Raw genomic sequence first — 12,344 nt, forward strand, 5'->3', positions numbered from 1 at the left:
GGGTGCCGCCCGCGACCGCGGGCCCGCGGCCTACCGGTGGCCGCGCAGGCGCCGCCACGGGGTGAAGGTGAAGACCGCCGCGCCGAGCAGCATCACCGTGCCGGCGACCAGGGCGAGGGCCTTGATGCCGCCCTCGTCCTCCGCGCCGGTCTCGGCGAGGTTGCCCGAGGAGGTGTTGCCCGTGGCTCCGGGCGAGCCGGCGGCGCCGCCGGCCTGGGCGGTGGTGTCGAGCTCCAGCGAGACCCCGGTGCTGGTCGCGGTGCAGGGCACCACGATCGGGGTGGCGCCCGGGGCCATGACGACGTCGATCGTCATCGTGTCGGGGCTCAGCGTCGCCTTGCCGGTCTTGCCCGGCTTGTAGGTGCCGGTCATATCGCTCAGCGTGACGGGGTCGCCCGCGCCGATCGCCGTGGTGGTCGCGGGACCGGAGACCTTGACCGTGCCGCTGTCACCGCCGCCGATCTTGATGTTCATCGAGGGCTTCAGGGCCCCCGCCGGCAGGGCCGCCGGGCTCTTCATGGCCCCCTTGGCGGTCTTGACGGTCAGGTCGTAGTTGCCGCCGTTCTTCTTGGCGTTGATCGTCACCGGGCTCTTGATGCCCCCGGGCAGGAAGGCGCCGCAGTCGAAGGCGACCTCCACGGCCTTGCCCGGGAAGTCGGTCTGGCCGCCGCCGCCCGGAGTCCCGGTGGTGCTCCCGCCGGGGGTGCCGCCGCCGCCTTCCGTGACCTTGATGGTGACGCCGACCCCGACGGCCTCCTGCGGGGTGCAGTGGGTGAGCAGGCCGCTCCAGTCGACGTCGTACTTGCCGGGCGAGATGGTGACGTCGCCGGCCTTGGTGAGCTTGAGCTTGGCCTTCATGTCGGAGATGACCATGGGGGCCTTCTTGGGGATCGGCGGGTTGGTCCGCGTCCCCTCCATCTTCAGCTCGCCGCTCTGCGCGCCGCCGACCTTCGCGTAGCCGATCGGCTTGATGCTGTCCTTGGCCAGATCCATGATGTCGGTGTTGTTCGAGGCCGGCTTCACGGTCTTCCAGACCACCTCGACCTCGTCGCCCACCTTGGCGGTGGCCGGGGCCGTGACCGAGGCCGTGGTCGTGCCCTGGACCGGGCCGCCACCGCCCGCCGGCGGAACGCACTCCACCTTGTAGGAGACGTCGGCCGCCTGGGCGGGGCTAGCCGCCAGCAGGATGCCCGCGCCGCCGAACAGCAGCGCGACCGCGGCCGCGCTCACCCTCCGTTGGGTCCTCACGATTGTCCCTTCGTCGTCGGACTGTTCTCAGACGGTGCGGACGTCTGTGGTGCATGTGGTTTGTGTGGTGCTTGTGGTGTCTGTGGTGCTGGTGGTTCGGATGGTGCGGTTGTCCCCGGCGCGCTGTCCGGGGTGAACCACGGCAGTGCCGCCGTGGTGGTCGATGGGGGCCCGGCCGCCGGTTCGGAGCGGGCCGGCGCGGGACCTCGTACGGGACCCCGCGCGGGTCCCCGTACCGCCGCGATCCTCGGCAGCCGGGTGGTCACCGCCGCCGCCGCGTCGGGAATCCGGGAGCCCCGGTGGCGGCCGCCGGCCTGCTCGCGCGGGCGGACCTTGTCGACGACGGCCATGCCGATCCGGAAGACCGCCGCGGGGATCACCACGAGGAGCAGGCCCCAGAACAGCAGCACCCCGTACGGGCGGGCCACGCCCCAGGGCTGCGTGGCCACGACCGTCTCGCCGTACTTGAGCGAGACCGTGTAGTCGCCGTGGGCGCCCGCGGACAGGGCCGCGTTCAGGGAGATCTCCGCCTTGCCGCCGGGCGCGATCGTGCCCTTCCAGCGGACCTCCTCCCAGATCGGCGCGAACACCCCGTGGGCGGTGCCGAGCTGGAAGACCGGGTCCTTGACCGGCGCGGAGCCGAGGTTGCCGACGGTCACCGTGAACTCGCGGCTCGGCGGGGCGCCGAACCAGGTCAGCACCCCGTCCTCGCCCTTGAGGCGGACCCCGGTGAGCATCGCGAGGCGGGCGGTGCCGCCCTCCGCGGGCAGCTCGGCCACCGGGTGGTCGGTGATCTTCAGCGGGGCCGCGACGGTGGACTGGTCCCCGTTGACGGAGGTGACGTTGACGACGCAGGGGCAGGGCTTGGGCGGCGCGACCACCGGGAGCTGGGCGGAGAAGTTCCCGTCGTCGGCGACCGAGACGGCGATGCCGTCGGCGTTGGCGCAGCTGTTGGTGCCGCCGATCATGTTCTGCCCGCAGACCAGCAGCATCACCATGGTCTTGGGCCGCCAGCCGGTGCCGGTGACCGACAGCTCGGTGCCCTTGGCGGCCTCCTTGAGCGAGAGGGCGACGGCGGGCTTGGCCTCGTCCGCGGCGGCCGGTGCCGCCGGGAACAGCGTCAGCGCGCCGAGCGCGAGTCCCGCCAGCCCCGCGCATCCCGCCGCGACGAGGGCCCTGATCTTGCCGCCGCGTCCGGTCTTGGCGCTCACCTGGTTGCTCCCGTCAACTCGTGGTCCGGTGCTGGGGCTTGTTCGGGTACGGCGCTTCCGTGCGGGCGTGTCCCGTGCCGGTCGCCGGCCCGGGACCGCCGTTTGCGCGCGAGCAGCAGCGCGGCCGCGGCGGTTCCGCCGAGGCCGAGCAGCCCCAGGCCGGTCCAGCCCGCGATCCCCCAGGGAACGAACCACGCCGAGGCGCTCCCCGTGGCGCGGGCGCCGCCGGGGGCGGTGACGGTGAGGTCGAGGGCGACCCGGTCGAAGACCGGGGCGCCGGGCCAGGGTTCGCTCAGCTCCACCCGCTGGCCGGGGAGCACCTCGACGGGCAGGGTGCGGGCGCTGCGGCCCGCGACCTCGCCGAAGGTGCCCCGGGCGCGGATGGACAGCTCGGGCGCGAGGGTCACGTTGCCGCGGTTGACCAGGGTGTAGGCCACGCGCGCGGACGCGCCCTTGCCGCGTACGGAGACGTCCTCGACGGTGAGGGCCGCCAGCGCCGGGCCGCCGACCCGCAGGTGGACCCGTACGCCCACCTCGCGGCCGGCCTCGGTGGCGACCACGGCGGCCGGGTGGTCACCGGGCGGTGAGCCCGGCGGCACGGTGACGGTGAAGGGGACCACCGCGCGGGTGTGCGCCGGGACCTTGACCGTGGTGCCCGCGCCGAAGCTGATCCAGAGGCCCGCGCCGGTGACGGGCCCTTCCGAGCCGCCTCCGGCTGCGGGCTTGGCGGAGCGCACCGCGAAGGCGCCGTCCGCCGTGTTGTAGGCGTCGGCCCCGCGCAGGGTGACGGTGTGCTCCCGGTCGCTGGTGTTGTCCAGGGCGAGGCGGTCCTCCAGCACGGCGCCGGAGGTGCCGGAGAGGTAGAAGTACGGGCGGGCCCCGGCCCTGGGCGCCACCGCGGGCGCGCCGCCGGCGACGGGCTCGGCCGTCCAGCCGGGCTCGTCGGCGGCGGCCGGGAAGGCCGCCGCCGTGTGGAGCAGGACGGCGGCCGCGGCGGCGAGCAGCAGCGCGCCGAGCCGTCCGGGCGCGGCGCGCTGCTGCTCGCGCCCTGTCCGTGCCCATCGCCGTGGTCGCCGCCGTCGGCGCGGCCTCCAAGGCCGGCGTACTGATCAAGGGGGGCGCGGCCGTCGCGGCGCTCGGCAGCGTCCGGGCTGTCGCCATCGACAAGACCGGCACGATCACCCGCAACGAACCGGTCGTCATCGACGTGGTGATGGCTGCGGGTGTCGATCGCACGCGGGTCCTGATCGCCGCCGCCGCCCTCGAAGCGCGAGGCGAACACCCCCCGGCCGCGGCCCTCCCCACCGCCGCCGATCTCCTGGCCGAACTGCAACGCACCGCCACCCGGCGCGCCCGCGACCCCTTCGGCCGCCTGCTCCCCGCCGACCCGACCGACTTCGCCCGCGCCTGGCTGAGCGCGGCCCTGTACACCGAGGCGGCCGAGACCTCGCTGTGTGCGGCGGCATGGCAACCGGAACGGTGAGGGCCGGGACGGCGGGTGTCTGCAAAAGGAAACGCCATCTGCACACGCTCGTTGACATCCATCACACCGATGTCAACGACCCGCCAGCACTCAGCATCACCACCGAATGTGAGACAGAGCCGTTTGTTCGACAGACCCCCTTCCGTCGGGCTGGGGAACGTTGCTCCGTATCGTTGACCCGTCAAGTCGGATCAGCTGTTCGGAGACTTCGTGCGGGTCGAGGACCATGCCACGTGGGATCACATCTTTCCGGTCAGATTTCTTCTGACCCGCCAGGATGCTGACCTTGAGCGCGACTTCTGGGGGCGGTGCGCCGATGTGGAGGGACTGTTCGTCGACCCGGTGCCGCCGCCACGTGAACTCCTGACTCTGCGCGGGTGCACGCCCGCAGGGCCATGGCACGATGTGCTCGCCTTTCCCGACGAGTCCACGCGGTCTTTGGGCAATCTGGAAGTCACCATCTCAGATGAGAACCGCCCTCAGTTCGCGTGGACCCTGGTGGACACGGTCGCCATCTCGTACTCGCCCAACGCGACCGATCCGGACCTCGTCGACCTCGTCCTCGGCACTGGCGTGGTCGAACACAGCGAGGTCTGGCCCGGCGCCGGCCCCGGCACCATGCCTGCCGCTCCACGCTTCGCGATTGCAGAAGAGGACTACAGGGGCGGGCCTGTCGGCGAATGCCTCGGCATCGATGGTCTCGTCGCCCCGCGCGAGGTCGGCCCGGACATCCCCTTGCAGCTCATTGGGTGCGAGCCCGGGGAGCGGCTGCTCGCTGCCGTGCGCAACCCGCAAGCCTGTATCCAGGAGTGGGGGGTACTGGTGGCACTGGACCGGTTCGGGCGGGAGATGGGGTCCCACGGGGTCCGTCTGGAGATCGCCAAGGTCAGTCCGTCCGTGCTGGGCGGGTCCTTGGTCGACATCACGCTCGCAGACGGCGGGGACGACGATCGACCCTCGCTCGCTGCCCGACGCATCTGGGAAACCTGGTACCAGGGCTTCCCGACGACACCCAACCAGTGGTCCTCACTGGACACGCGGGGCCGAGCTGAGTGGCTCGACCTGATACGCCCTCATCCAGGCGGCGAGCCGGATCGCGCCGGGGGAACCCATCACCTTGACGGACGATTCATCACCGACAAGCCCGGCCTCTATTGCGCGCTGGGCGAAGCACTCATCGGTCCCGGCCGCTGGTTCGGCCGAGGGCTCGACGATCTCAATGACTGCCTGGGCGGCCGACGCGGCGTCATCGGGCCCTTCACCCTGATGTGGCACGACGCCGACATCGCTCGCCATGCATTGAACTTCACCCTGGACCAAGGCGGAAAGCTCACCTACTTCGAGGAAGCCCTGCAACTCCTCGAGAGCCACGGCGTCACCGTTGTCCTCCGGTGAATCGCACCACTCTGATGGGACCACGCTGATCGCGGTCACAGCGAAGTCGAACCGGTCCGAGGCCGACACGGCTCCGGCGCAGTGGCTTCCCCCGGCCGGCGGTTACCCCTGCGAGTACGCCGCCCAGCGGACCGCCACGAAGCTGCGCTGGAACCTCGTCGCCGACGACGCCGAGCGCCAGGCCCTGCTCGGGGTCGCGGAGGACTGCCCGAGCATCAACGTCGTCCGCGAGAACGCGTTGTGACCCGCCCACACAGATCACCTGACCAGCGACGGAATGCTCGGCGCTTTGGGGTGAGCCTCGGATGCCGTTCCGCGGCGACGCCGCTCCGAGGGCACGATGTCGCATCCGATGCAACTGTGGGAATGGGCACTGGACCTGGCGCGGGCGAATCCTGCGAACCTCGCCTCCGGCACAGGAGAGGCGGGGGCGTGCCCGCATGCGGACGGGCCGGGATCAGACCGTTGCGGCTTGGAAGTCGTGGACTGCCTGGATGACGCGGTCGGCTTCCTCGTCGGTGAGTTCGGGAGCCAGCGGCAGGCACACGGTGCGCGGGAGGAGGTCCAGGGTGACAGCGATGTCGGTGGTGCGGTGGGTGATCTCGCGCAGCGCCGGCTGGTGGGGGACGGCATGCGGGTAGACCTGCTCCGTTGAGATGCCGGCTCGGCCCAGGTGGGTCATGAGGGAGGCGGCAGAGGTGGCGTCGGGCATCGTCAGGGGGTACTTGTAGTACGTGTGTGGCCGCCGTTCGGCATCGCCGGGCGCGTGCGCCAGCACAGATTGCACCTGGGGCGACATGGCCGCCGTGCTGACGGGCGCGGTGGCCCCGGGGTGGGAGCTGTGAGACGCGGGCCGGACGGCCGAACAGGTGAAGAGGGGCGGCAGATTGCCGCCCCTCTTGTATGCCTGATTGCGGGGGGCAATGGACAGCCCTGCGGGCTGGCCCGCCCCCTGTGTGCCCTTCGGGCACGGGCGGGCAGAAGACCTACCCTTCGGGCAAGTCGCTTCGCTCCCGGGCCCCTTTGAAGGTGCTTCGCGCCGGGGCCCGCCCCTGCGGGGCAAAGGAAGAACCCGCTCCGGCAGGACGTGCCGCCACGGGGGGTGGGCACAAGCCGGAACCGGCCGCAGCGATGCCGTGCATCAGCAACCACGATGGGTCTTCTGCTGCGAAGTCCCACGCGCAGAACTGAAGAACTCCCACGGCACTCCGACCCTCACTGCTGCCGGTCGCCTGGATCGGGAGTCTGTCGGCGGCCGGCATTTACTGCGATCCGAGAGGTGTCTAGTCGCGCCAAGCCTGACCGCTCACCTGGGCGTACTGCCAGTGCTGGACCCGTGCGCCGTTCGCCCCGCTGGAGTTCTCCACTTCAAGGAACTTGCCGGTTCCGCTGTTCATAATGGCGGCGCCGCCAGGCCTGGGACCGGCCCCCATCCAAAGCTGGTGCTTCACCCCAGGGGTGCAGGTCCACTGCTGTACGGGCGCGCCGTTGTGCTTCCAGCCGTTCTCGACCTCAAGGCACTTGCCGCTCTTCGCGTTGACGATCCAGAATTCGGCGGGGGAACCGGCGGGAACAGTCTTCCAGTAAGCCCCGCTTTGGCCGACACACGTCCACTGCTGGGCCTTCGCTCCGTTGGCTGTGCTGGAGTTCTCTATTTCCAGACACTTGCCCGAGCTATTGATCAGCAGCTCCGCTGCCGCGAGGGGCTCGTTTACGGGTTCGGCATGGCCGACTCCCGTTGCCGCCAGCACCATCACCGCAGCCGATGCCCCCACAGCAAGAAATCTCGATGACGTCTTCAACTTCGTCCCCCTGAGCTCCTGTTACAAAATAATTGAACCTGGATGATCTTACCCAAGGCTCAACTGTCAGGCCCCGGTGGCTTCGTTCACTTCAACTGACAGCGTTTATCCGTGCCCGCTTGCCGAGCGGGCCGCGCGAGGCCCCTGGATGGTGGCGCCCGCTGACCGGGCATCGGCTGGAGTGCCTGCCGGAATTGGCTGGCAGGTGCATGACGGGTTGATGGGGTGCGGGGCTACCTTCTTAGGGCTCCGGAGGGGCGGCTGTCCGAACATGCGGGCCACCGGCGGGCGGTGACGGCGTCTCCAGTGCCCCGGTTCCGCCGAGGGGCCGGGTCCCCCCACGCATGAAGGAAGACGACCATGTCTCTGGGCACCTGGCTGAAAGCAGGCGCATCCGCCGCCGCAATGGTTCTCGCGGCGGCACCCGGCGCGACGGCGGCACCCGCGCCCATACCGGACGCCTCCGCAGCGATAGTGACGCTCCGTTACGACGACAGTCGGGCCGGCGGTTGGGAAGCGGCCATCACGGCCGGGGTCGCTTCCTGGAACGCGAACGTCAGCAACGTTCGGCTGGTGGAGGCCGCGCCCGGGGTCCGGGCCGAGATCGTCATCGTGGCCACCACCGGCTGGCCGCAGGCCACCCTCGGTCCGGTCCGTCCCGGACGACAGGTACGAGTCGAACTCGGCGCGCAGGCTGTGAGCCAGGGGTACGACAAGACGCGCATCGCTGCGCACGAGCTGGGCCACAGCCTGGGCCTCCCGGACACCAAGCCGGGGCCGTGCTCCCAGCTGATGTCCGGGTCCAGCCCCGGGACGGCCTGCACCAACGCCGTGCCCAACGCGACCGAGCGGTCCCGCGTGCAGAACGCGTACGCGAACGGACTCGCGGCAACCGTGCCGACCGACGGCAGGGTACTCATCGACGCCCCCTGACCGTCGGGGTCGACGGGTGGGCCGGTGCGGGGCCGTGGCGGGGACGGGACTCCCGGAGGGCCGCCGTGCCGGTCCACTGCCGCGCTTTCATCGGGATGCAGCTTGGGGCGCTTCACCGGGATGAGTTGGCCTGGGTAACGGAACGCGGCATAGGCCGAAGCCGTCGTCGCCGCCCAGCGGCAGCAGGCTGCACGGGCCAAGGCGCGCGAGGCGTACGCGGTGACGGCGGCGGCTCCCGCACCCGGACGGCGGGGGATCCGGGCGTGCGCGGGGACCGGGTACGGGCGGTGTGGTGGGCGCTGTCGGGCCGGGTCCGGATCGCTGCCCGGGGCCTGCTGCTGGCCGGAGTGTTGCCCGCGGCCGCCTGGCGTCTGGTGCAGGCCGGCTTCACCCTGACGGTGCTGGGCGGCACGGCCGCCGTGGCCATCTTGTACCGGGGCGCCGTGTACCGGCCGCAGCTCGCCCCCTCCGGCCGGGCCGCTGGTGGCGCCCTCGGCGGAAGTCCAGCGGCACGCCGCCCGCGAGGCGGCCACCGGGCCCGGCGCCTGACCGGAGAGAGCTGAGGGAGGGACGCGGTTGGTGATGACGGGCAGGCAGCGCCGAGCCGGTGGCGGTGCGTTGGCGGGGACGGTGCTGGCTGCGGCAGGCTGGTGGGCGCAGTGGTCCGGGTACGAGGTCGTGGTCCTGGCCTTGACTGTGCTGGCCGGGGCCGTGGTGCTGGGCAGCAGTGTGTGGCGCTCGGGCGCCCTGCACCTTCCGCAAGCCGCGGCGGACCTGGGCAAGCCCCCGTCACGGCTTGCCCAGGGCTGAACTCCGGGAAGGACCCGTGCATGTGAAGACGGGCAACCCCTTGACCTCCTATGAATCGTTGGCGGTCAAGGGGCTACCCGCCAACCATGACCGTGTGCCGGGTTCCGCCGGGTCCTGCGCGCTGGTGATCAGCTCGACCATGTTGCGGCCGCCTGGGGCTCCCCGCGCCGTCTATCCAGCCTCGCGTGCGCCTTTAGGCCATTACGCCGTGTTCGATTTTGTAAAGACGGTGGGGGCTTCAGGCTTGGCGGGGCGAAGCATCACGTGTGTCCACGGGACGCCCACATCATCATCTTTGGGGGAGCCATGGCATCGGTCCAGGAATGGAAATTGGACTCTGGAACCGCGCGGGTATTTCCCGCGAGGGAGAACGGCATCACCAAGCCGCTCGTTGGCTCACGAGGGAGGAACGGGCGCTACGGACTTGGCCGCATTCGAAGCCAGCCTCGACGCCGACCCCTACTCGTTCCTCCTTGCCGCGCGAGCGTATCGGTATGACCTGATCCTGGTCGGCTACAACGCCGGCACCAGCCTCGCCGGCCAGGCGAACACGGTCACCTACGCCATTCGCAAGGTGATCGCCGAGCACATCGGTGGCGACAACACGATGACCGTGGGCGGCATCGGCCGAGGCGCACTGGTGGCCCGATACGCCCTCGCAAGTTTCGAGGCCCGTAACGAGAATCACCAGGTCGAGCGCTACTTCTCCTACAACGGAACGGTGCCCTCTCAGGAGGAGGGCGAAGAGCTGAAGAGGCTGCGCGACTGGCCGATCAGGCCTCTCAAGATCGGGCTGGTCAGCGCCGACTTCACAAGCGAAATGGTCGTCGACCCGCCCGAGTACAGCCCCTTCGACGAAGGCAAGAAGGGTGCCGCCAACCCGGGGGGCCAGCTGATCACCAGCGAGCTCGGATCCTGGCTGCTGAACGCCTGGACCGCAAGAACTAGACCTCACCGGCAAGCACCGGCACCAGCCTGAGCGCCCTGCACAGCCAAAGCGGCCGTGCAGGGCGCTCAGTCACACCCGCGTGCAGTCACAGGTCGTGCACGCGCAGGTTGGTTGAGCACTGCGCAGTTTCACTGGTTCCCAGGATGCGGCGGCGGCTACGAGGTGGGGTTGATGGCGAGCCAGGCGGTGGGGATGAGCTCTTCGCCGCCGCACCCGTTGTAGCGGATGGAGTTCTGGTACCAGGGATGGGGCAGGTCGGCGTGGTCGCTGACGATGATCTGGAAGCCGGGGGAGAGTTCGGTGACGACATCAACCCAGTCCACCCCCGCTACGCTGGGGGCGCCTGCATCCAGAGACTGTTGTCGCTGGTCAGTGAAACTGAGCAGTCGTTATGCTGCTGACCTTGGGTTGTGCAGTTTGGGTGAGCGGTTTCGCGATGGGGCGGCTCACTGAATCTGCGCAGAGACTGGGCCTCGTTAGTCGTCTGACCTGCAGTGTTCGTCATCCCGTGTGCGGTTGCGCAGGTTGGTTGAGCATTGTGCAGTTTCGCTTATCCCCGACAACGGCGGCGCCCAGGGCTTCGGTGTAGTCGTGTGACGTCCGGTTCGTGACGGTCTGTCGGATAGGCGGCCCTGGGAACGTGACAGGCACGGCTTCCAAGATCATGGAGTTCTCGACGCCCCGTGATCCGAGTGGAAGACCCTGCCTGCCGACGCAACATCGCCGATCCCGCCTGCTCTTGACCAACTCCGCCAGCAGTCCGAGTCCCGGCCCGAGGAGATCCCGAGCCTACTGGAATGGCTCGCGGGGTGCTGGACCCGCGTGATCCATGCGGGGTCCGCAGGCGGTGCACTCGAAGGTCGTTTGGCTCTCGCGTGACTTCGGGCCCAGATGCCCCTACAGGGCCCACCCCTGATGCCTGGCGGGACAGATGGCGTTCGTCGAGATCGACGCCGCCCACGCCGCGTGCTTCGGCCGCGCCAACGAGTAGTCGAGGTCGCTACGGCCGCGTCGGCCGCCATCTGCCGCACCAGGCGAGTAGAAGGGATGGCAAACCGCCAACCTCAGCGTTCCGAGACGAGGACACCATGTCGCACGCCCGGCCCGCTCTGCGCCGCCCGGAAGCCAGGCTCGCTCTCGCACTGGCGTTCGCGGCTGCCGCCGCGGTCTTCGTCGCCGTCTTCCTGTTCGGCCGGGCGAACACTCCGGACTACACCGCGACACTGTTCGGCCAGGCGGACGCCGATGCCGTGCGTCTCAAGGCACAGCTCGCCACCGGCGTCCTGGGGCTGGCCGCTCTCCAGCTGCTGCTGGCGCTGTGGATGTACCGTCGGCTGCCCGGGGTGCGCCGGGTGCCGGGCCCGGTGCCGATCACCCACCGGATCGTCGGTGTGGTCCTGTTCGCCCTCACCGTCCCGATCGCGGTGCACTGCGTTCAGGCGTATGGCGTGCAGCTGACCGGCTCGCGTGTCGCAGTGCACTCGATCGCGGGCTGCTTCTTCTACGGGGCGTTCGCCGCCAAGGTCCTGCTGGTGCAGAGCCGTCGCCTGCCGGGCTGGGCCCTGCCACTGGCCGGGGGCGCGCTGGTGGTCGTCGTGGTGGTCCTCTGGTACACGAGTGCGCTGTGGCACTTCAACGGAGACAGCGTGCCGGTGCTGTCGCTCGGACACCACCACCTGCCACCGGGGTAGATGTGACGATCGGACGAGCGCCGTAGAGCAGGGCCTATCGGATGACGCTCCTCGGCAGCGGCCCCTCGGCGCGGTATAGACCGCGCGCAGCCGGTCGTGTACGTCGTGGCGGCCGAGGGCGAAGAGAGCGAAGGGGCTGCCGCTCTCGCTGGGGATTTCCGGTGCGAACATGCACGACAGCCTCGGTCTTGAACCGCTCGTGCGGGGCATCCCGCCGATCCGGTCTCGACGAGGACCTCGTCGACGGCGCCCCGGCAAGCTCCACGGAGGCAAGGGCTACGACTACAACCACCTGCGTCGATGGCTCCGCAAACGCGGCATCCGCCACCGCACCGCCCGCAAGGGCATCGACTCCTCACAACGGCTCGGCCGCCACCGCTGGGTTGTCGAACGGACCGTGTCCTGGCTCGCCGGCTGCCGTCGGCTCCACCGCCGCTACGAACGCAAGGGCTCGGCGGTCCGGGCGCCGGAGTTCCGGGTGCGGGGCGGAAGGCCGCGAGGTAGTCGCGGACGGAGGCGTATCCGTCGGGGTAGCCGCGTCCGGCGATCTCGCGATGTAGGGCCGGGGCGTTCGTGCACCCCTCTGCCCAGCGCCGTTGCAGGTATGGCTTGTAGGGATCAAGTTTGCTCGGACGCGGAGGCATGCCGACGAACGTCTCCTGCCAGCGGGCGGCGTGCGCGTATCGCATCACCGTTTTCCGGCCCCAGGCGAGGTGCCGGGCGATCGCCCGGAGACCGTGCCCCTGAGCCATCAGTTCGTGGACCTGGGCGTGGGCGGCCCGTTTGCGTTCTGCTCGCGGCCCTGTGGGATCCGGCCCAGCC

General features: G+C 70.3%; 12 protein-coding genes and 3 pseudogenes. 9 read left to right on the plus strand and 6 right to left on the minus strand.

Translation table 11 applies throughout. From position 1 onward, the window contains the following. Positions 1 to 30 precede the first annotated feature (30 nt). Genes DRB96_RS22530 through DRB96_RS22540 form a run of 3 tightly spaced genes read right to left on the minus strand, consistent with a single transcriptional unit; the run spans position 31 to position 3,355 of the window. Positions 31 to 1,230 carry a hypothetical protein gene (locus tag DRB96_RS22530; RefSeq protein ID WP_112450089.1) on the minus strand — a complete coding sequence of 400 codons (1,200 nt, stop codon included), beginning with the start codon at positions 1,228 to 1,230 and terminating at the stop codon, positions 31 to 33. A 14-nt stretch (positions 1,231 to 1,244) separates the two neighbouring features. Further along, complete coding sequence (locus DRB96_RS22535) at positions 1,245 to 2,396, minus strand: hypothetical protein (protein ID WP_112453643.1); 1,152 nt, start codon at positions 2,394 to 2,396, stop codon at positions 1,245 to 1,247. 59 nt (positions 2,397 to 2,455) lie between these two features. Next, entirely contained in the window at positions 2,456 to 3,355 is a 900-nt protein-coding gene (locus DRB96_RS22540) for a hypothetical protein (protein ID WP_112450090.1), read from the minus strand. Between the two features lie 149 nt (positions 3,356 to 3,504). On the opposite strand from DRB96_RS22540, the pseudogene DRB96_RS43860 reads away from it, so the two are divergent. From DRB96_RS43860 to DRB96_RS22555, 3 genes and pseudogenes are all read left to right on the plus strand, one after another. After that, positions 3,505 to 3,942 (plus strand): annotated as a pseudogene (locus tag DRB96_RS43860) (hypothetical protein); the annotation flags it as partial. A 210-nt stretch (positions 3,943 to 4,152) separates the two neighbouring features. Then, a complete protein-coding gene (locus DRB96_RS22550; protein ID WP_112450091.1) occupies positions 4,153 to 5,337 on the plus strand; it encodes a barstar family protein in 1,185 nt (394 codons plus the stop codon). A gap of 22 nt (positions 5,338 to 5,359) precedes the next feature. Continuing rightward, positions 5,360 to 5,581, plus strand: a pseudogene (locus DRB96_RS22555) (HNH endonuclease); the annotation flags it as partial. A gap of 213 nt (positions 5,582 to 5,794) precedes the next feature. On the opposite strand, the gene DRB96_RS22560 reads toward DRB96_RS22555, so the two are convergent. Together DRB96_RS22560 and DRB96_RS22565 are read right to left on the minus strand one after the other, a co-directional pair. After that, positions 5,795 to 6,136: a DegT/DnrJ/EryC1/StrS family aminotransferase gene (locus DRB96_RS22560; protein WP_112450092.1), complete on the minus strand. Its 342-nt coding sequence runs from the start codon at positions 6,134 to 6,136 to the stop codon at positions 5,795 to 5,797. A 484-nt stretch (positions 6,137 to 6,620) separates the two neighbouring features. Then, complete coding sequence (locus DRB96_RS22565) at positions 6,621 to 7,091, minus strand: RICIN domain-containing protein (RefSeq protein WP_112453644.1); 471 nt, start codon at positions 7,089 to 7,091, stop codon at positions 6,621 to 6,623. A gap of 408 nt (positions 7,092 to 7,499) precedes the next feature. Here DRB96_RS22565 and DRB96_RS22570 point away from each other — a divergent pair, with 408 nt between their 5' ends. From DRB96_RS22570 to DRB96_RS22585, 4 genes are all read left to right on the plus strand, one after another. Further along, positions 7,500 to 8,072 (plus strand): snapalysin family zinc-dependent metalloprotease, encoded by a 573-nt coding sequence (locus DRB96_RS22570; protein WP_112450093.1) that lies wholly within the window; start codon positions 7,500 to 7,502, stop codon positions 8,070 to 8,072. Between the two features lie 263 nt (positions 8,073 to 8,335). After that, positions 8,336 to 8,635, plus strand: a complete 300-nt coding sequence (locus tag DRB96_RS22575; protein ID WP_112450094.1) for a hypothetical protein — start codon at positions 8,336 to 8,338, stop codon at positions 8,633 to 8,635. A 67-nt stretch (positions 8,636 to 8,702) separates the two neighbouring features. Beyond that, entirely contained in the window at positions 8,703 to 8,882 is a 180-nt protein-coding gene (locus DRB96_RS22580) for a hypothetical protein (RefSeq protein WP_162688844.1), read from the plus strand. A gap of 424 nt (positions 8,883 to 9,306) precedes the next feature. Further along, positions 9,307 to 9,861, plus strand: a complete 555-nt coding sequence (locus DRB96_RS22585) for a hypothetical protein (protein WP_112450096.1) — start codon at positions 9,307 to 9,309, stop codon at positions 9,859 to 9,861. Between the two features lie 125 nt (positions 9,862 to 9,986). Here DRB96_RS22585 and DRB96_RS22590 read toward each other — a convergent pair whose 3' ends face one another. Further along, positions 9,987 to 10,154, minus strand: coding sequence for a hypothetical protein (locus DRB96_RS22590; RefSeq protein ID WP_239516480.1), 168 nt, complete (start codon positions 10,152 to 10,154; stop codon positions 9,987 to 9,989). Between the two features lie 765 nt (positions 10,155 to 10,919). On the opposite strand from DRB96_RS22590, the gene DRB96_RS22595 reads away from it, so the two are divergent. Beyond that, a complete protein-coding gene (locus tag DRB96_RS22595; protein WP_239516479.1) occupies positions 10,920 to 11,522 on the plus strand; it encodes a DUF6529 family protein in 603 nt (200 codons plus the stop codon). A gap of 127 nt (positions 11,523 to 11,649) precedes the next feature. Continuing rightward, a pseudogene (locus tag DRB96_RS22600) lies at positions 11,650 to 11,967 on the plus strand (transposase); the annotation flags it as partial. Positions 11,968 to 12,344 lie beyond the last annotated feature (377 nt).

This window comes from Streptomyces sp. ICC1, assembly GCF_003287935.1.
Lineage (GTDB): Bacteria > Actinomycetota > Actinomycetes > Streptomycetales > Streptomycetaceae > Streptomyces > Streptomyces tritrimontium.